Source organism: Bradyrhizobium sp. LB8.2 (genome assembly GCF_040548035.1).
Taxonomy (GTDB): Bacteria; Pseudomonadota; Alphaproteobacteria; order Rhizobiales; family Xanthobacteraceae; genus Bradyrhizobium.
Map to the genome: position 1 here is coordinate 329674 of NZ_JBEPQV010000002.1, position 18373 is coordinate 348046.

Genomic DNA, 18373 nt, shown 5'->3' on the forward strand with positions numbered 1-18373 from the left:
ATTTCAAATCGACTGATCGCCAACGCAAATCGATCGGAATTCGCAATCGCAGCATGAGACAGCTTTATTGATCTTCGAATGATTCCAAATAGTTTGCGATGAGCAGACGCTCTGGTTGAGAACGAAGAATGACAGCGGCTTTTGAGCCTTGGGACGAAACGCGCGGCGCCGATATCATCGCCGAACACGGCAAGCAGGAAGGCGCGACGCTGGTGATCCTGCACGCGCTGCAGGGGGCGTTCGGCTACGTGCCGGAAGCAGCCATTCCGATGGTGGCGCAAGCGCTCAATCTGTCGCGCGCCGAAGTGCATGGCGTGTTCACGTTCTATCATGATTTCCGCCACAAGCCGGCCGGCCGCCATGTGCTGAAACTCTGCCGCGCGGAGGCCTGTCAGGCGGCGGGCGGCGATGCGCTGGCTGCGCGTGCCGAGGCGAAGCTTGGCGTCTCGCTCGGCAACACGACGGCCGACGACCGCGTCACGCTGGAGCCGATCTACTGCCTCGGCCTGTGCGCGACCGCACCGTCCGCGATGCTCGACGGCCGGCTCATTGGCCGGCTCGATGAAAAGCGTATCGATGCGCTTGTTGCGGAGGCGCAGCGATGAAGATGCGGATATTCGTCCCCCGCGATGCGGCTGCAGTCGCCGTCGGCGCCGATGACGTGGCCACGGCGCTCGAACAGGCCGCGGCACAGCGCGGCCTGCCGATTGAGATCGTCAGGACCGGCTCGCGCGGGCTCTGCTGGCTGGAGCCGATGATCGAGGTGGCAACCCCCGGGGGCCGCGTCGCCTACGGACCGGTCGGCCCGGAGGATGTTGCCTCCGTGTTCGATTCGATGGCGAGCAATGGATCTCATCCCCTGCGGCTCGGCGCCGCGGATGAAATCCCCTGGCTGAAGCGCCAGACCCGCCTCACCTTCGCGCGCTGCGGCGTGATCGACCCGCGCTCGCTCGACGACTACCGCGCCCATGGCGGCTACAAGGGCCTTGAGCGTGCGCTCTCGCTCGGCTCGGATGCGATCCTGAACGAAGTCACCGCATCCGGCTTGCGCGGCCGCGGCGGCGCGGGCTTCCCGACAGGCATCAAATGGAAGACGGTCGCGCAGGCGAAAGCGGATCGTAAATTCATCGTCTGCAACGCCGACGAAGGCGACAGTGGCACCTTCGCCGACCGCATGATCATGGAAGGCGACCCCTTCGTCGTGATCGAGGGCATGACGACCGCCGGCATCACCGTCGGCGCGACCAAGGGCTACATCTACATCCGCAGCGAATATCCGCATGCCGTCGAAGCGATGAACGCGGCCATCACCGCGGGTAGACGCGGCGGCTATCTCGGCGACAAGATCGGCGGCTCCACATACAGCTTCGATCTCGAAATACGCGTCGGCGCCGGCGCTTACGTTTGCGGCGAAGAGACCTCGCTGCTGGAAAGCCTCGAAGGCCGCCGCGGCCTCGTGCGTGCAAAGCCGCCGCTGCCCGCGCATCACGGCCTGTTCGGCAGACCGACCGTCATCAATAACGTGCTGTCGTTCGCCGCCATCCCCTTCATCCTGGCCGAAGGCGCCAAGGCTTATGCCGATTTCGGCATGGGTCGCTCGCGCGGCACGATGCCGATCCAGCTCGCCGGCAACATCCACCAGGGCGGGCTGTTCGAGACCGCATTCGGCGTTACGCTCGGAGAGCTCGTCGACGACATCGGCGCCGGCACGTTCACGGGCCGTCCCGTTCGCGCGGTTCAGGTCGGCGGCCCGCTCGGCGCCTACTTCCCGCGCGCGCTGTTCGACACCCCCTTCGACTACGAGGCCTTTGCCGCGCGGGACGGCCTGATCGGCCATGGCGGCATCGTCGTGTTCGACGACAGCGTCGACATGCGCAAGCAGGCGCGCTTCGCGATGGAATTCTGCGCCGTCGAATCCTGCGGCAAATGCACACCGTGCCGGATCGGTTCGACCCGCGGCGTCGAGACCATCGAGAAGATCATGCGCGGCGAGCGCGTGAGCGAAAATCTGGCGCTCGTAGAAGACCTCTGCAACACGATGAAATTCGGCTCGCTCTGCGCGCTCGGCGGCTTCACGCCCTACCCCGTGCTCAGCGCATTGAAGCACTTCCGGGAAGATTTCGTCCCGGCCCCGACCACGCTTCAGGCCGCGGAATAGGAGAACGACAATGTCTCTGATCGAAGAAATCGACTTCGGCACGCCGCGCTCGAAATCGGAAACGATGGTGACGCTGACCATCGACGGCAACCAGGTCACGGTGCCCGAGGGCACCTCGATCATGCGGGCGGCGATGGACGCCGGCCACCAGATCCCAAAACTCTGCGCGACCGACATGGTCGATGCGTTCGGCTCGTGCCGCCTTTGCGTCGTCGAGATCGAGGGCCGCGCCGGCACGCCGGCCTCCTGCACCACGCCCGTCATGCCCGGCCTCGTCGTGCACACCCAGAGCGAACGGCTGAAGAAGCTACGCAAGGGCGTGATGGAGCTCTACATCTCCGACCATCCGCTCGATTGCCTCACCTGCGGCGCCAACGGCGACTGCGAGTTGCAGGACATGGCCGGTGCCGTCGGCCTGCGCGACGTGCGTTACGGCTATGAGGGCGAGAACCACGTCTTTGCCAAATCCAATGGCGAGATCAACGCCGCCTGGATGCCGAAGGACGAGTCGAATCCGTACTTCACCTATGATCCCTCCAAGTGCATCGTCTGCTCGCGCTGCGTCCGCGCCTGCGAGGAAGTCCAGGGCACCTTCGCGCTGACGATCTCCGGCCGCGGCTTCGACAGCCGCGTCTCGCCCGGCATGAGCGAGAGCTTCCTCGGCTCCGAATGCGTCTCCTGCGGCGCCTGCGTGCAGGCCTGCCCGACCGCGACGCTGACCGAGAAATCGGTGATCGAGATCGGCCAGCCCGAACACTCCGTCGTCACCACCTGCGCCTATTGCGGCGTGGGCTGCACCTTCAAGGCCGAAATGCGCGGCGAGGAAGTCGTCCGCATGGTGCCGTACAAGGACGGCAAGGCCAATCGCGGCCATTCCTGCGTCAAGGGCCGCTTCGCCTGGGGTTACACCAACCACAAGGAACGCATCCTCAAGCCGATGATTCGCGAGCGGATCGAGGACCCCTGGCGCGAAGTGTCGTGGGACGAGGCATTCTCGTTTGCCGCCGACAGGCTGCGCGGCATCCAGAAGACCTACGGTCGCGACGCCATCGGCGGCATCACCTCGTCCCGCTGCACCAATGAAGAAACCTATCTAGTGCAGAAGCTGATCCGCGCCGGCTTCGGCAACAACAATGTCGACACCTGTGCCCGTGTCTGCCACTCCCCGACCGGCTATGGCCTGTCGACCACGTTCGGTACGTCCGCCGGCACACAGGATTTCGACTCGGTCGAGGACACCGACGTCGTCGTCATCATCGGTGCCAACCCCGCTTCGGCCCACCCCGTCTTCGCCTCTCGCCTGAAGAAACGGCTGCGCCAGGGCGCCAAGCTGATCGTGATCGATCCGCGCCGCACCGAGATGGTGGAATCGCCGCATGTGAAGGCGCTGCACCTGCCGCTGATGCCCGGCACCAACGTTGCCGTGATGACGGCGCTGGCGCATGTGATCGTGACCGAAGGCCTCGCCAACGAAGCCTTCGTGCGCGAGCGTTGCGACTGGAGCGAGTTCGAGGAGTGGGCGGCGTTCGTCTCCCAGCCGAACAACAGTCCGGAGGCCAGCGCGATCCTCACCGGCGTCCATCCGAAGGATCTGCGCGAAGCGGCTCGCATCTACGCCACCGGCTGCAACGGCGCGATCTATTACGGTCTCGGCGTCACCGAGCACAGCCAGGGCTCCACGACTGTGATCGCGATCGCCAACCTCGCGATGGTCACGGGCAATATCGGCCGCTCCGGCGTCGGCGTGAACCCGCTGCGCGGCCAGAACAACGTGCAGGGCTCCTGCGACATGGGCTCGTTTCCGCACGAGCTGCCGGGCTATCGTCACATCGCGGGCGATGCCGTGCGCGAGCAGTTCGAGGCGCTGTGGAACGTCAAGCTCAACCCCGAGCCCGGCCTGCGCATCCCCAACATGTTCGACGCCGCGGTCGAAGGCACGTTCATGGGCATCTACGTGCAGGGCGAAGACATCCTGCAATCCGATCCCAACACCAAGCACGTGGTGGCCGCACTGTCGGCGATGGAATGCGTCATCGTCCACGACCTCTTCCTGAACGAGACCGCGAACTACGCCCATGTGTTCCTGCCCGGCTCGAGCTTCCTCGAAAAGGACGGCACCTTCACCAACGCCGAGCGCCGCATCCAGCGCGTTCGCAAGGTGATGACGCCGAAGAACGGCTTCGCCGACTGGGAGGTCACCATCGGCCTTGCCAAGGCCATGGGCTTCGAGATGAACTACAGCCACCCATCCGAGATCATGGACGAGATCGCCGCGCTGACCCCGACCTTCGCCGGCGTCTCCTACGCCAAGCTCGACGAGCTCGGCTCGGTGCAGTGGCCCTGCAACGAGGAGGCGCCCGAGGGCACGCCGGTGATGCATATCGACGGCTTCGTCCGCGGCAAGGGCAAGTTCGTCGTCACCGAGTATATCGCGACCGACGAGCGCACCGGCCCGCGCTATCCGCTGCTGCTCACCACGGGCCGCATCCTCAGCCAGTACAATGTCGGCGCGCAGACCCGGCGCACCGAGAACGTGGTCTGGCATGCCGAGGACCGGCTGGAGATCCATCCGCACGATGCCGAGCAGCGCGGCGTGCGCGACGGCGACTGGGTGCGGCTGAAGAGCCGTGCCGGCGAGACCACGCTGCGTGCGGAGATCACCGATCGCGTCGCGCCGGGCGTCGTCTACACCACGTTCCACCATCCGGACACGCAGGCCAACGTCATCACGACCGACTATTCGGACTGGGCGACCAACTGCCCCGAATACAAGGTCACGGCGGTGCAGATCTCGCCGTCGAACGGCCCGTCCGACTGGCAGAAGGCCTACGACGCGCAGGCACGGCACTCCCGCCGTATCGCGCCGGCCGAGGCGGCGGAGTAGCGGCATGCACGTGCCGGTCCAGGCCATCGACCGCGAGATCTGGCGCGACGGTATCGCGTCCGAGGGGACACGGCTGATTCCGGAGGAGGCGCCGCTGGCGCTGACCTACAATGGCGGCACCTATGCCGTCATGATGGGGACGCCGCAGAACCTGGAAGATTTTGCGGTCGGCTTCAGCCTCGATGAAGGCATCATCAAATCGGTCGACGACATCAAGTCGCTCGAAATGGTCCGCCTCGACGACGGCATCGAGCTGCGCATGTGGCTGGCCTCGGAAGATGCCGCGCGCATCGGCGAGCGGCGCCGCCACATCGCTGGCCCGACCGGCTGCGGCCTTTGCGGCATCGATTCAATCGCCGAAGCCGTGCGGCCTGCGGCAGTCGTGCCGCAGGGACAGACGTTTACGCCCGAACAGGTCATGGCGGCGATGCAGACCATCGCACCGCTGCAATCGATCAATTTGCAAACCCGCGCCGTTCACGCCGCCGCGTTCTGGTCGCCTGCCGGCGGTATCGTCACGCTGCGCGAGGATGTCGGCCGCCATAATGCGCTCGACAAGCTCGCCGGCTCGCTGGCGCGCAGCCGCACGGTTGCAAGCGGCGGTATCGTGCTGCTGACCAGCCGCGTCTCGGTCGAGATGGTGCAGAAGACCGCCGCCATCGGCGCACCGGTGATGGTCGCCGTCTCTGCGCCGACCGCGCTCGCGGTGCGCACCGCTGAGGCCGCCGGCATCACGCTGATTGCCATTGCCCGCCAGGACGGGTTCGAAGTGTTTTCGCATGCCGGCCGGGTTGTCGCGCGTCATGCCACGGAGATTGCCGATGTCGCCTGACCGCCTGATCTACATGGCCAACCAGATCGGCACGTTCTTCCGGAGCCAGGGCCACGACAAGGCCGTGCCGGGGATCGCCGATCATATCAAGAAGTTCTGGGATCCGCGGATGAAGCGCGTGATCTTCGCCCATCTCGATGCCGGCGGCGTTGGCCTGGAGCCGAACGTGCGCGAGGCGCTCACCTCGCTGAAGCCGGCGACGTCCCTTCCAGCAGCGCCCTGAAGACACGGCGCACCTCGCTCTGCGTCTCCTTCACGCGCGCCTCCAGCGAGGAGAAATCCGGTGCGTCGCCGGCGCGTGCCATCACGCGCAGCAGGTCGGTGCCGGCTGTTTCCGGCTTGAAGCGGTCGCTGACGCAGAGCCGCAGGATCTGCGTCAGGTCGTGATAGAGCCGCGCTGCGGCGCGCAATATCTCGGTCTCCGATTGTGCGAGCACGCCGAGCCGACATGCATTTTCCAGCACCTGCATGGTGCCGACGTCGAGAATCCCCGGCTTCTCGTGAGCATGTACGAGCTGGAGATATTGCGCGATGAAATCGATGTCGACCATGCCGCCGGCGGCGTATTTGAGATCCCAATGGTCGGTCTCGCCCTTCTCCTGCGCGATCGCGCGCCGCATGTCCGCGACGTCGTTGGCGGTGATTCCGGGATCACGGCGGCGGGTCAGGACATCGCGGATGACGTGCTCGATCCGTTCCCGAAATGCGGGCGAAGCCGACACCACGCGCGCGCGCGTCAGCGCCATGTGCTCCCAGGTCCAGGCCTCGTTGGTCTGGTAGTCCGCGAAGGAGACGAGGCTCGACGCCACGGGGCCGGCACGCCCCGAGGGACGCAGCCGCATGTCGATCTCGTAGAGCACGCCGTAATTGGTACGCGTCGTGAAGGCGCTGATCAGGCGCTGGGTGAAGCGGGCGAAGTAGTGTGCACCTTGCAGTGACTTCGCACCGTCGGAGTCCGGGTTGTCGCTGTCGAAATCGTAGAGCAGGATCAGGTCGAGATCGGACGACGCCGTCATCTCTCGGCTGCCGAGCCGGCCCATCGCGATCATCGCGGTCTCTTGTCCCTTGATCCGGCCGTGCTGGGCGGCGAAGCGGTCGGCAACGAGGCCGTGCACGGTATGGACGATGCCCTCGGCGACGTCGGCAAAGGCCGTGCTCGCCTGCTGCGCCGAGACCGTGCCGGACAGGATGCGCGTGCCGATCAGGAACAGGCTCTCCTGCCCGAACAGGCGCAGGCGGTCGAGGAACTCTTCGTATGAGCCGGCATCCTGCACCGTCGTCGCGAGCCGCCCCGACAATTCCTGCCTGTCGGGCATGGCGCCGAAGAAGCGCGGATCGATCAGGCCGTCCATGAGCTGCGGCTGCCGTGCCAGCATCTCGCCGAGCCGCGGTGCTGCACCCAGCACCAGCGCCACCAGCGCGACGAGATCGCGGTTCTGGCCGAGCAGCGTGATCAGCCGGCCGCCGCGCTGAAGCGCCCCAAGGAATTGATCGAACGCCACGACCGCCCGGTCCGGCTCCTCGGCATGAGCGAGACCGTCGATCAGGGCCGGCACGAATTCGACGAAGGCGCTTCGCGTCGCCTCATTGCGAAACACGCGGTAGTCGCCGGTGATCCAGTCACGCACGGTCTGCGCGACCGCGGCGGGCTTCTTGAAGCCGAGCGCCGCCAGCTGCTGAAGCAGCCGCGGATCGTCGGGACCCACACTGTAGTCGAGTGCCGGCAGCCTGGCCGTGCCGGTCGGATCGTCGCCCTCGAACAGCTTTTCGTAGTGCCCCTGGACGATCTCGAGCTGGCGCAAGAGGTCGCCGGCAAAGGCCTCGCGATCCGGATAACCGAAGAACCAGGCGAAATGCTCGACCGCCTCCTTGTCCTCGGGCAGCGTATGGGTCTGCTCGTCGGCGATCATCTGGAGCCGATGCTCGACCCGGCGAAGGAATTCGTACGCAGTGGCCAGTTCGTCGCGCGCTGCGAAGGTGATCCAGTTGCTGGAAGCGAGAATATTGAGCGCGGCGAGCGTCGGCCGCACGCGCAGCTCGGGATGGCGGCCGCCGGCGATCAATTGCTGGGTCTGGGCGAAGAACTCGATCTCGCGGATGCCACCGCGCCCGACCTTCACGTTATGCCCTTCGACCGCGACCTCGCTCTGACCGCGATAGGTCTGCATCTGCCGCTTCATGTCGTGAACGTCGGCAAGCGCGGCGAAATCGAGATGCTTGCGCCAGACGAAGGGCGCGATCTCCGCGAGCAGCGCTTCGCCCGCTTTGGGATCGCCGGCGCAGGCTCGCGCCTTGATCATCGCGGCGCGCTCCCAGGTGCGCCCTTCCCGCTCGTAATAGTTCAGCGCGGCGTCGCGCGAAATCGCCACCTGCGTCGAGGATGGATCGGGACGCAGGCGCAGATCGACGCGGAAGACATAGCCGTCATAGGTGCGCTGCTGGAGAATGCGTGCCATCCCCTGCGTCACCCTCACGAAGAATGGCTGGGGTTCGATATCCGCTGCCAGCGTCGTATTGTCGGGATCGAAGAACACGATCAGATCGATGTCGCTGGAATAGTTCAGCTCGCCAGCGCCCATCTTGCCCATCGCAAGCACGATCAGCCCGCAGCCTTCCTCGGGCGCCTCGGGATTGGGCGGCAAGAGCTTGCCGCGTGCGGCTTCCTGCCGCAGCAGGTACTGAAGCGCCGCCTGCACCGAGGACACCGCGACATCGGTGAGAGCTGCGGTCACCCGCATCACCGGCCAGACGCCGCCGATGTCGCACAGCGCGGTCAGGAGCGCGGCCTCCGCCTTCATGCGGCGAAGCAGCCGCATCACCTCGGCCTCGTCGGATGCCGAGAGCACCGCACCGCTCGCCTCCGCGATCAGCGTGGCGAGATGCGCATCCGGATCGCATTCCAGCAGCCGGATCAGGCGCAAGGGATCGGAACGCGCCAGTTCGAACAGATAAGGCGAGAATTCCGTGATGCCGGACAGGATGTCCCGCGCGAAGGGATGAGCCAGCAGCGCTTCAAGACGGGCGGATTGCGCGGGCTCGAGCCCGGCCAGCCAGCTTTCAAAACGTCCTTGGTCGGTGACGGAAGCGGCAATATGGGGAGCCTCCGCGAAGCGTGCGGCCAGGCTCTCACCATGCTTGTCCGCGTTTCCCGGCGCGGAATGGTTCATGCCACCTTCTGTGGCACATCCTGCATTGACGGAGCAACCCTGTCGCCGGCCCCCGCGCGCGCCGGCAGCACCAGCGTGGCGACAAGCCCGGGCTGGGCGTCACCCAACCTCAACTCGCCGCCATGCAATGTCGCAACCGCCGAGGCGAGACTGAGGCCGAGCCCGGATCCGGGCAGCGTACGGCTCGCTTCCAGCCGCACAAATCGTTCCACGACGTGCTTGCGGTCGGCTTCGGGGATGCCGGGACCGCGATCGGTGACGCTGAGCAGCACCTGATCGCCCTCGCGCCTGGACTCGATCGTGATCTGCCGGCTGTCCATGCTGACCACGGTTCCAGCCGAGTGCGCGATCGGTTTGCCGTATTTGATCGCATTCTCGACAAGATTGGCGAGCGCCTGGCTGATCAATTCGCGGTTGGCGTGAACCGGCGTCGGCTCGCAGCTGACCTTCAAGATCATGCCGTCGTCTTCGGCCAGCGGCTCGTAGAGCTCGTGGATGCCGCCCGCGACGTCGGCGGCGTCGAAATCATCCATGTTGCCGCGCGCCTGTCCGGACTCGGCACGCGCGATCATCAGCAGCGCGTTGAAAGTGCGGATCAGGCCGTCGGATTCCTCGATGGTCCGTTCCAGCGCGGCGCGGTAATCGGCCTCGCCGCCCGATTTCGCCAGCGCCTCCTCGGCACGGTTGCGCAAGCGCGTCAGCGGCGTCTTGAGATCGTGGGCGATGTTGTCGGAAACCTCCTTCAGTCCCGCCATCAGCGCCTCGATCCGCTCCAGCATGGCGTTGAGGTTTTCGGCGAGGCGGTCGAGTTCGTCACCGCTGCGTCCCACCGGCAGGCGTTCGCTGAGATCACCGGTCATGATGCGATGGGCGGTGCCGCTCATCGCATCGATGCGCGTGAGCACTCGGCGCGCCACGAAGATGCCGCCGCCAAGGCCAAGCACCACGACGATCAGGATCGACCATTGCGCGGCCTTCGCCACGATGCCGAACAGCCGTCGCCGCTCCGCGAGATCGCGTCCGATCAGAAGCCGGAAGCCGTTTTCCAATTCGGTGACGCGAACCAGCGCAAGATGGTCGCGATCATCGGTGTCCTCGATCCGCCGGTAGGCGGTCTCGGACCAGCCGCGCGTCGCCATCACGCCGGGCGCGAGCGAGCCGACATTGCCGGCGATCGACTGGCCGGTCGGCGTCGTCACCAAATAGAGGTTGGCGCCCGGCCGCAACGCCCGGTACTCAATGGCAAGGACGAGACCGCGCAAGCCGCGGCGGCCGTAGATCTCGTTGATCTCCGACGTCTCGGCATTGACCGTCTGCGTGATCTCCTCGGTGATCAGCCGCCGTGTATTCCAGGCGAAATAGGCAAGCAGCGAGGCCGCGAACATCGCGAACAGCAGCAAATAGACCAGCGTCAGCCGGAATGCCGTGGTGCGGACGAGTTTACCGAATGCCGTCACGGATCATGTACCCAATCTGAGCGCTGCGCCTGCTATCACCAGTCATCGTCTCAACTCGCATTCCCATTTATTTTCAATGTATTACCGGAATCTACTGCCGTCTGACTCCGTTGAAAATCGTCAACCGTCGGCCGGCTTTGGCGAAAAACTGGTAAGTTGACGCACCTCTCGCCTCCAAAGTATCCGTGACGGTCATATATCTGAAGCAGGTCGATTTTGGAACAACTGACTATCACGACCGAGCATCCGCGACGGTAAGTGGTAAGCGGGAGGGGAACGTTAAAGTGGCACTCAATTCGAACCAAGTTAAATCCCTGCAAGCTGGCGTTCATGCGGACGGAGGGGGTCTTTATCTGGTGGTGCGCGAAAGCGGTTATCGGGTGTGGGCCTTCCGCTTCACCGACCTCGAGGGAAAGCGGGCGCAGATGGAATTCGCCAGGGCTGGCGATCGCGACGGCGCAAGCGGTGACGTTCTGACCTTAAGCAGCGCGCGCGAGAAGGCGCGCGACTATAAGGTCGCTTTGAAGCGCGAGGGCATCGATCCGCGCGTCAAGAAGCGTGCCACCGCTCAGGGCGGCAAGATGTTTAAGGAGTTTGCCGAGGAACAGTATCCCGGTTGGTGCCAAGGGCTGTCCGAAGAGGAATTGAAGCAGTGGCAGCGCTCCATCCGGGACGTTGCGAGCCTGCACGAAAAGAAGCTCCAGGAGATCACTACCGAGCACGTGTTGGAAGCGCTCAAGGCGATCTGGACCGTGAAGCCGGTTACAGCGTCGCGGACACGCCAGCGGATCGAGCGGCTGATGGACGCTGCCAAGGCGTTGAGACTGCGCACGGGCGAGAACCCGGCTGCATGGCGCGGCAACCTCAAACACCTGCTGCCGTCGCCCCGCAAGCTGAATCGCAAGAAGGGACATCGGTCGGCGCCTTATACGAAGATGCCGGGAATGATGAAAGGGCTGCGCTATGATCCCGGCAACGCCGCCCGCTGCACAGAAGTCGGCATCCTCACAGTGTCGCGGAGCCAAGAAATCCGGCTAATGGAGTGGACGGAGCTCGACTTCGAAGCACGGACGTGGGTGGTTCCGGCTGAGAAGATGAAGATTAAAGGCGAGCTAGAACCGAAGCCGCATCTCGTCCCGTTGTCAGATCAGGCAATCGAGATCATCCAATCGATGCCGAGCACGAATAAGTACGTATTCCCCTCCGACCACGCGGAGGAACATCAGCCGTTCCGGGCGAACGCGCTTGTTGCGGCCATCGAGCGCACTGCCGTTAAATCCACCATGCATGGCTGCCGCACGAGCTTCCGAAATTGGGGCGCTGACAATAAGGAGCACAATTTCCGTCGGGAAGTGCTCGAGTTCTGTCTGTCACACCGTATCGGCGATGAGGCTGAACTGTCGTATTGGGACAGCGAGATGATCAAGCGACGCCGCGATGCGCTGCAGGCGTGGGCGGACTTCATCAAGCCGCGCAAGAAGACGTCGGGCGAGCAGTCGCCCGAAAGAAAGCGGCAAAAGCTGAAACTCGTCGCCTGACGAGCCGCACTAAGATTTCGCATCCGGTCATTGGCATTTTTTGAGGACGAACAACATGAAGCAACACATTCCCGAGGTCTTTTCTCCTGGGTTAATTGACTGGAGCGCGCTCGTGATCATTGGCAACGCGATGCCACCCCGCGATCCTGAAGACGACGAAGATGACGATCAGGAAGAAGAGGACGACCGCGCCGACGAACCGCCGGTCGTGCGCGAACCAGACGAAGATTAGACTAGTCGGTCGTTGGCAGCCGGCGTTATATTATGTTCCATGAGCTGGGACGAGAAAGACGTAACGCTGCTCAAAGAACTCTGGGCATTGGGGCACAGCGCCGCACAGATCGCGCGCGCACTCGGGTGTAGCCGTAACGCGGTTTGCGGGAGGCTGACTCGTTTGCGCCTTAAGCGTGGTCACAAGCCGCCAGCAGCAAAGCCCAGAATAAGACCAGTCCCGAAGCGAAGGCCAGCGTTGTCGGCCGCCTGTGTCAGCCCGGTGGAAAAGAAGCTATCGAAACCGCTAGCGAGGCAGCAGTCTAATGAATTCAACAAGCGCCAACTTTACGCCATGCTAGCTGAGGCGGTCAGGAACACGGGCTAAGGGCCCACCATGACATCGTTGCGGCAACGCGTGCATACCTAGTTCAGTTCCAACGGGCTCGCTGTTGCGGGCACCTAAGAAACTAGTCTTCAAAGAAGCCGGGGTGTTTCGCGACAAAAGACTGTAGCTCGCGCGATACGCGATCGAGATGGTTCGCCATTTGGCTTTTTGCCTGATCAGGCTGACGCGCAGCAATCGCGCGAAATATCGCTTCGTGCTCGCGGAAGGTTCCCTCGGGCCGTCCCGGCTCCGGCAGAAGCGTCCGGCGAACTCGCTCAAGATGAGTCCGGATCGGATCGAGGACCTCGCCAACCCGCCCAAGACGCAGGCCCTCAGTCAGCTGGCGATGAAATCGGGTGTCGAGTTCGTGGAAACCCTGGAGATCACCGCTGGTGATGGCGGCCATTTGGTAGGCGAGGTTCTGGCCAAGCGCTGCAATCGCATCGTCCGGCATGTCGGTCGCGCAGACCCCGACAACCTCTATCTCCAGTGCACGCCTCATCAACATCCATTGCCGCACATCCTCAAGGTGGATCTTGGCCACGTAAGAGCCGCGCTGCGGCTCAACCACTACAAGCCCCTCGAAAGCGAGCCGATTGATCGCGGTCGTTATGGAGAGTCGAGACACGTCGAAAATTGCACACCACTCGTTCTTGTCGATTGGGGCGTCCGGCGCGAGCGCACCCGAAACGATGGCACGCTTGAGCGCCAAATAGGCATGGTCGACTTTCGATCCGCCCGCCCGACGTGCGGCGGCCGCTCCTCCGCTGAATCCGCCGACTGAATGCATGCTGTGGTCCTGTATCTGATGTTCACATTTCCAGTGGCGCGAGAGCCAATCATGGACACCAGGAGGCTTGACGAGCGGCAACTGATATAACTAGCATATCAGAAAAATAACCAACGAATACCTGCCGCTCGACGTCTCCAAAGACTTTGGGCGCGCCGGGAGGAGAGCAGCCCGATGGAGACACGCTTCGGCGCCCTCGGAGGAGAGGATGATCGGGCCGCGGACCGCTCCTCCCGTATGGTCGAGCTTAGCAGCCCAGCCTGCGCGCCGACCGGGCAAATTGTGCTTTCTGCGGAGCGCGTCTCGAAATCTTTTGCTGGCGTAAAGGCGCTCAACAACGTCGACTTCGATCTGCGCTGCGGCGAGGTGCACGCGCTGATGGGCGAGAACGGTGCCGGCAAAAGCACCTTGATGAAAATTCTCGCGGGCGTGCAAACGAATTATCAAGGGACGATTCAGGTCGGTGGCCGGGCCGCCGCATTTGCCGGAGTGCGCGATGCTGAAGAGGCCGGCGTCGCGATCATCCATCAGGAGCTCAATCTCGTTCCCGAGCTGAGCATCGCCGACAATATCTTTCTTGGTCGCGAGCCGCTGATCGGCGGCGTGCTGATCGATCGCCGCCGCATAGTCAAGGCGGCGGAGCGCCTGCTGCACCGCCTCGGCGTCTCAATCGCTCCGGAAAGTCGACTCGCCGACTTGCGCGTCGGCGAGCAGCAATTGGTGGAAATCGCCAAGGCGCTGTCGCTCGACGCGCGCATCCTTATCATGGACGAGCCAACTTCTGCATTGTCGTCGTCGGAATGCGAGACGCTGTTCAAGATCGTGCGACAACTCGCGAGCGAAGGTGTCGCGATCATCTACACCTCGCATCGTATCGAGGAGGTGCTCGATCTCGCCGACCGGGTGACGGTGCTGCGCGACGGCAGGCGCGTTGTCACGGCTCCGATCGGCGACTTGTCGCGGGGCGCGATCATCTCGGCGATGGTCGGCCGCGACATGGTCACAAGCGATCGCGGTGCGGCCGCGCAAGACGGTGCGAACGTGCTTTCGGTGGATGACCTGACGCTGGACACGCTTGGTCCGCACGGCTGGCGCCGGATGTTGCACGGCGTCAGCTTTCAGCTCGGACGCGGCGAGATCCTGGGCATCGGCGGCCTGCTCGGTTCCGGCAGGACGGAGATCCTGGAGTCTATCTTTGGTGTCGCGAACGGTTGGCGGGGCGGCGCCATCGCGATCGATGGCACGACCGTCGATATCAGCTCGCCAGCGGAGGCCTGCCGCCTCGGTGTCGCGCTCGTGAGCGAGGATCGCAAAGAGCGCGGCCTGCACCTCGCGGCCTCGATCTGCGACAATATCGCCCTGCCGTCGATCGGCGCGCTGTCGCGCTTCGGCCTGCGCGCTGTCGCGCTTGAACGCGCCCTGGCGGCCGACATGGTCGGCCGGCTCTCGGTCCGCTGCACCGGCATCGATCAGACGGCAGCAGCGCTCTCAGGCGGCAATCAGCAGAAGATCGTGATCGGCAAGTGGCTCGCCACCGAACCGCGGATTCTTCTGCTCGACGAGCCGACCCGCGGCATCGATATCGGCGCCAAGCAGGACATCTACCGGCTGATCTTCGATCTCGCCGCGCAAGGCCTCGGCATCGTCGTGGTCACCTCCGAGATGCCTGAGCTTCTTCTGTTGTCCGACCGCATCCTGGTGATGTGCGAGGGACGGCAGACCGGAGTCCTGCGGCGCGAGAGCGCGACGCAAGAGACGGTGATGCGTCTTGCAGCGCCAGGCATGGCAGCGTGGTCGCGGGAAACATCGTCATGAAGGCGTTTCTTCGGCTCTTGTCCCGGACCAAGCTTTACTGGGGGCTGCTGCTCATCTGCCTGGTCGGTGCCCTCACCTCGCCGCATACGTCATCCGGTAACAATATCTTCCTGTCCTACGGTAACCTGACCGATGTCCTGCGGCAGGTCTCGATTACGGGCCTGGTCGCCACCGGCATGACGATGGTCATTCTGCTCGGCGGCATCGATTTGTCGGTCGGCTCGGTCATGGGCTTCGCGACGGTGATCTGCGCGATGCTGCTCACCAAGCCCGGCTGGACCGCGGCCGCTGTGATGGGCGTTCCGGCGGCGACGTTCGTGAGTGGCGCAGCCATTGCTCTCGTTGTGCGCTTCATTGTCCGCGGCCTGGCGCGGGGCCGTGACGTCGGCGCGGGGCGGCGCCGCGAATTCGCAGTGTCGCCCTGGCGCGGCTTGTGGATTCCCGCGCTGCTCGGCCTTCTCGGCGCCGCCGCCGTTGCGTGGTGGACGGCAAGCCAGGCGACGGCCAGATTCGGCGTTCTCGGCGTTCTCCTCGTGGCACCGTGCCTCGCACTGCTGCTTGGCGCCATCAACGGGCTCTTGGTCGTCGCCGGGCGCTTGCAACCCTTCATCGCGACGCTGGCCATGATGGTCAGCGCACTCGGCATCGCCCGTCTCACCGCCGGCCAGGACAATGCCGTCGTACCGGTCTACACCGGTACCAATGCCACCGAAGCATTTGAGCTGCTCCGCTCGATGCTGTGGGGCGTGCTGCCGATGCCGAGTGTTTTCTTCCTCGCAGCGATCATCCTGTTCGGCGCGATCCTGCGCTTCACGACCTTCGGCCGCTACGCCTACGCCATCGGCGGCAACATCGAGGCCGCCAAGCTTTCGGGCATTAACGTCGCCCGGGTCCAGCTCACGGCCTATCTGCTGTCCGGATTCTTGGCGGGAATTGCAGGGGTCCTGTTCGTCGCGCAGTACCGCCAAGGCAAGCCCGATGCCGGCGCCGGGCTCGAGCTCGACGCCATCGCCGCGGTCGTGATCGGCGGCACCAGCCTGATGGGCGGCCGAGGCGGTCTCGCCGGCACCTTCGTCGGCGTCCTGATCTTCGGTTTGCTGTCCGACATCCTCCAGCTTCGGAACATCGACTCCAACGTCCAGCTGCTGATGAAGGGGTTGATCATCGTCTGCACCGTGTTGGTGCAGGAGCAGAATCTCGGCCAGCTCATCGCGCGATGGCGGTTCAGCCGATCGCCGGAAGCCAGCGTCGATCCGAAAACAGCCGAGTCCTGTCGGCTGCCAAGCGCCGCCAAGGCGCGATTTGCAACGGAGGATCTCGATGAAGCGTCGTGAATTCCTAAAACTGTCGACCACCATGGCCGGCGCCGCAATGACGATCTACGTGCCGGCCGGCTGGAGTCCCGCCAAGGCCGCCGCGAAGTGGAAGGTCGGCTTCAGCCAATGCACCACGCTCGAGCCGTGGCGCGTGCAGTTCAACAAGGACATCCAGGCCGAGGCCAAGAACCAGCCCGACGTCGAGCTCGTCATCACCGACGGCCAGGACAAGACCGAGAAGCAGGTCGCCGATTGCGAGAACCTCATTGTCCAGCAGGTCAACGTCCTGCTGATCTCACCCAAGGAATCGGCGGGCCTGACCGGCGTCGTCGAGAAGGCGATCGACGCCAAGATTCCAGTCATCGTGCTGGATCGCAACGTCGACACCAAGCGGATCACACAGTTCATCGGCGGCGACAATGTCGCCATCGGCAAGGCCGCCGGCGAATATGCTGTGAAGCTGCTCGGCGGTCCCGGCAAGGCGACCGGCAACGTCGTCGAAATCTGGGGCGGCATGGGCACGCAGCCCGCCCACGACCGGCACGACGGCTTCCATGCTTTCACCGACAAGGAACCGAGCATCAAGAACCTGCTCAACAATCAGTCGGGCGACTGGAAGCAGGACAAGGCCTACAACATCATGACGACCGCGCTGCGCAACAACGAGAAGATCGACTTGGTCTATGGCCATAACGATCCGATGGCCTATGGCGCCTATCTCGCGGCCAAGGACGCCGGCCGCGACAAGGATATCAAGTTCATTCTTGGCATCGATGGCCTGCCGGATGAAGGCGTGACCTGGGTCAGCAAGGGGCAGCTCACGGCGACATTCCTCTATGCAACGCCCGGAGCTGAAGGGCTACGGCAAGCTGTCAAGCTCTTGAAGGGCGAGAAGCTGGAGCCGGTCATCACCTTGCCCACGATGCTGATTACGCGGGACAATGCATCGGAGATCCTGAAGAAGAACGGGCTGCTTTGACCTCCGGATCTTCAGGCCGACGCGGGAGCTGACCGAGTCTGGTTCGACCTGGTCGAACCAGACTCTGCATTCGTTTGGGCTGTCTCTCTACTTGCGTGATGGCGTTGGACTGCCAATGCTAATCGAGGTTTGACATGAGCGATCCGATCTTCGGCAGAAGCGACGGTGTGTGGCTGAATGAACCGGAACGATGGACCGCGCGCAGCGACAGTCTTGAGATGGTCACTGATCAAGCCACCGATTTCTGGCGCGAAACCCATTACGGCTTCAGCCGGGACAGCGGGCATTTCCTGGGCTTCCGCACCGCCGAGGCATTCACCGCCGAATTGCGCGTCCAAGGTGACTTTCGGGCGCTCTACGACCAAGCGGGCATCATGGTCCGTATCGACGCGCAACATTGGGTCAAGGCCGGAATCGAATTCTCCGACGGCCGCGCCATGCTTGGCAGCGTTCTGACCGACCGGCAATCGGACTGGGCGACAGCGCCCTATGAGCACGACGCCGGCGACTTCTGGATGCGCGCAACCGTGACGAATGGTGTCCTTCGCCTGCAGGTCTCGGCCGATGGCAAGCTCTGGCCGCTTGTGCGATTGGCGCCATTCGCCAAGGCAAAGTCGTACCTCGTGGGGCCGATGGCCTGCACACCCGAGCGGGCCGGATTGAAGGTCGTTTTCCCGGCGTTTCGCCTAACACCGCCGCTCGACAAGGATCTGCATGATCTCGGCTGAGGGCTGGCCATTGGCTTGTCGCGCGGATTGATAGCCTCGACATCGTCTTTGCTGAGCGGTGACGAGCGATTCACGGTGGTGGCCGGCACGCGGTGCGGGACATCATTGTCG

Annotated in this window: 15 protein-coding genes; 12 read left to right on the plus strand and 3 right to left on the minus strand. The window is 64.0% G+C overall.

The genetic code is table 11. From position 1 onward, the window contains the following. Window positions 1–128: 128 nt before the first annotated feature. From ABIB06_RS03910 to ABIB06_RS03930, 5 genes are read left to right on the plus strand one after another with little or no spacing between them, the layout of a single operon-like run. Complete coding sequence (locus ABIB06_RS03910; protein WP_354044515.1) at window positions 129–605, plus strand: formate dehydrogenase subunit gamma; 477 nt, start codon at window positions 129–131, stop codon at window positions 603–605. Beyond that, window positions 602–2158, plus strand: coding sequence for a formate dehydrogenase beta subunit (locus tag ABIB06_RS03915; RefSeq protein ID WP_354044516.1), 1557 nt, complete (start codon window positions 602–604; stop codon window positions 2156–2158). Before ABIB06_RS03910 ends, ABIB06_RS03915 begins: the two co-directional genes overlap by 4 nt. Window positions 2159–2168: 10 nt before the next feature. After that, window positions 2169–5042: a formate dehydrogenase subunit alpha gene (fdhF, locus tag ABIB06_RS03920; RefSeq protein WP_354044517.1), complete on the plus strand. Its 2874-nt coding sequence runs from the start codon at window positions 2169–2171 to the stop codon at window positions 5040–5042. 4 nt (window positions 5043–5046) lie between these two features. Beyond that, the gene (gene fdhD, locus ABIB06_RS03925; RefSeq protein ID WP_354044518.1) at window positions 5047–5874 is read left to right on the plus strand and encodes a formate dehydrogenase accessory sulfurtransferase FdhD; all 828 of its coding nucleotides are present in this window, start codon (window positions 5047–5049) and stop codon (window positions 5872–5874) included. Continuing rightward, window positions 5864–6097, plus strand: coding sequence for a formate dehydrogenase subunit delta (locus ABIB06_RS03930; RefSeq protein ID WP_354044519.1), 234 nt, complete (start codon window positions 5864–5866; stop codon window positions 6095–6097). Before fdhD ends, ABIB06_RS03930 begins: the two co-directional genes overlap by 11 nt. Here ABIB06_RS03930 and ABIB06_RS03935 read toward each other — a convergent pair. Together ABIB06_RS03935 and ABIB06_RS03940 are read right to left on the minus strand one after the other, a co-directional pair. Next, entirely contained in the window at window positions 6054–9041 is a 2988-nt protein-coding gene (locus ABIB06_RS03935; protein ID WP_354044520.1) for a bifunctional [glutamine synthetase] adenylyltransferase/[glutamine synthetase]-adenylyl-L-tyrosine phosphorylase, read from the minus strand. The genes ABIB06_RS03930 and ABIB06_RS03935 overlap by 44 nt on opposite strands. Next, window positions 9038–10498 (minus strand): sensor histidine kinase, encoded by a 1461-nt coding sequence (locus ABIB06_RS03940; protein WP_354044521.1) that lies wholly within the window; start codon window positions 10496–10498, stop codon window positions 9038–9040. Before ABIB06_RS03940 ends, ABIB06_RS03935 begins: the two co-directional genes overlap by 4 nt. A gap of 284 nt (window positions 10499–10782) precedes the next feature. Here ABIB06_RS03940 and ABIB06_RS03945 point away from each other — a divergent pair, with 284 nt between their 5' ends. Genes ABIB06_RS03945 through ABIB06_RS03955 form a run of 3 tightly spaced genes read left to right on the plus strand, consistent with a single transcriptional unit; the run spans window position 10783 to window position 12634 of the window. Further along, the gene (locus ABIB06_RS03945) at window positions 10783–12036 is read left to right on the plus strand and encodes a tyrosine-type recombinase/integrase (RefSeq protein ID WP_354044522.1); all 1254 of its coding nucleotides are present in this window, start codon (window positions 10783–10785) and stop codon (window positions 12034–12036) included. A gap of 55 nt (window positions 12037–12091) precedes the next feature. Beyond that, window positions 12092–12268, plus strand: a complete 177-nt coding sequence (locus tag ABIB06_RS03950; protein WP_354044523.1) for a hypothetical protein — start codon at window positions 12092–12094, stop codon at window positions 12266–12268. A 39-nt stretch (window positions 12269–12307) separates the two neighbouring features. After that, window positions 12308–12634 (plus strand): GcrA family cell cycle regulator, encoded by a 327-nt coding sequence (locus tag ABIB06_RS03955; protein ID WP_354044524.1) that lies wholly within the window; start codon window positions 12308–12310, stop codon window positions 12632–12634. A gap of 82 nt (window positions 12635–12716) precedes the next feature. Here ABIB06_RS03955 and ABIB06_RS03960 read toward each other — a convergent pair whose 3' ends face one another. Continuing rightward, window positions 12717–13424 carry a GntR family transcriptional regulator gene (locus ABIB06_RS03960; RefSeq protein WP_354044525.1) on the minus strand — a complete coding sequence of 236 codons (708 nt, stop codon included), beginning with the start codon at window positions 13422–13424 and terminating at the stop codon, window positions 12717–12719. 237 nt (window positions 13425–13661) lie between these two features. Between ABIB06_RS03960 and ABIB06_RS03965 the strand changes: the two genes are divergently transcribed. The 4 genes from ABIB06_RS03965 (at window position 13662) to ABIB06_RS03980 (ending at window position 18262) form a co-directional block, all read left to right on the plus strand. Then, the gene (locus ABIB06_RS03965; protein WP_354044575.1) at window positions 13662–15239 is read left to right on the plus strand and encodes a sugar ABC transporter ATP-binding protein; all 1578 of its coding nucleotides are present in this window, start codon (window positions 13662–13664) and stop codon (window positions 15237–15239) included. Further along, a complete protein-coding gene (locus ABIB06_RS03970) occupies window positions 15236–16573 on the plus strand; it encodes an ABC transporter permease (protein ID WP_354044526.1) in 1338 nt (445 codons plus the stop codon). Before ABIB06_RS03965 ends, ABIB06_RS03970 begins: the two co-directional genes overlap by 4 nt. A gap of 37 nt (window positions 16574–16610) precedes the next feature. Then, window positions 16611–17534 (plus strand): substrate-binding domain-containing protein, encoded by a 924-nt coding sequence (locus ABIB06_RS03975; protein WP_502916513.1) that lies wholly within the window; start codon window positions 16611–16613, stop codon window positions 17532–17534. 134 nt (window positions 17535–17668) lie between these two features. Beyond that, window positions 17669–18262, plus strand: a complete 594-nt coding sequence (locus tag ABIB06_RS03980; protein ID WP_354044528.1) for a DUF1349 domain-containing protein — start codon at window positions 17669–17671, stop codon at window positions 18260–18262. Window positions 18263–18373 lie beyond the last annotated feature (111 nt).

What these genes read in the sequence shown, in the direction of transcription:
- ABIB06_RS03910 (WP_354044515.1), top strand. Translation starts at nt 129, where the DNA reads ATGACAGCGGCTTTTGAGCCTTGGGACGAAACGCGCGGCGCCGATATC.
- ABIB06_RS03915 (WP_354044516.1), top strand. Translation starts at nt 602, where the DNA reads ATGAAGATGCGGATATTCGTCCCCCGCGATGCGGCTGCAGTCGCCGTC.
- fdhF (WP_354044517.1), top strand. Translation starts at nt 2,169, where the DNA reads ATGTCTCTGATCGAAGAAATCGACTTCGGCACGCCGCGCTCGAAATCG.
- fdhD (WP_354044518.1), top strand. Translation starts at nt 5,047, where the DNA reads ATGCACGTGCCGGTCCAGGCCATCGACCGCGAGATCTGGCGCGACGGT.
- ABIB06_RS03930 (WP_354044519.1), top strand. Translation starts at nt 5,864, where the DNA reads ATGTCGCCTGACCGCCTGATCTACATGGCCAACCAGATCGGCACGTTC.
- ABIB06_RS03935 (WP_354044520.1), bottom strand. Translation starts at nt 9,041, where the DNA reads ATGAACCATTCCGCGCCGGGAAACGCGGACAAGCATGGTGAGAGCCTG.
- ABIB06_RS03950 (WP_354044523.1), top strand. Translation starts at nt 12,092, where the DNA reads ATGAAGCAACACATTCCCGAGGTCTTTTCTCCTGGGTTAATTGACTGG.
- ABIB06_RS03955 (WP_354044524.1), top strand. Translation starts at nt 12,308, where the DNA reads ATGAGCTGGGACGAGAAAGACGTAACGCTGCTCAAAGAACTCTGGGCA.
- ABIB06_RS03960 (WP_354044525.1), bottom strand. Translation starts at nt 13,424, where the DNA reads ATGCATTCAGTCGGCGGATTCAGCGGAGGAGCGGCCGCCGCACGTCGG.
- ABIB06_RS03965 (WP_354044575.1), top strand. Translation starts at nt 13,662, where the DNA reads ATGGTCGAGCTTAGCAGCCCAGCCTGCGCGCCGACCGGGCAAATTGTG.
- ABIB06_RS03970 (WP_354044526.1), top strand. Translation starts at nt 15,236, where the DNA reads ATGAAGGCGTTTCTTCGGCTCTTGTCCCGGACCAAGCTTTACTGGGGG.
- ABIB06_RS03975 (WP_502916513.1), top strand. Translation starts at nt 16,611, where the DNA reads ATGACGATCTACGTGCCGGCCGGCTGGAGTCCCGCCAAGGCCGCCGCG.
- ABIB06_RS03980 (WP_354044528.1), top strand. Translation starts at nt 17,669, where the DNA reads ATGAGCGATCCGATCTTCGGCAGAAGCGACGGTGTGTGGCTGAATGAA.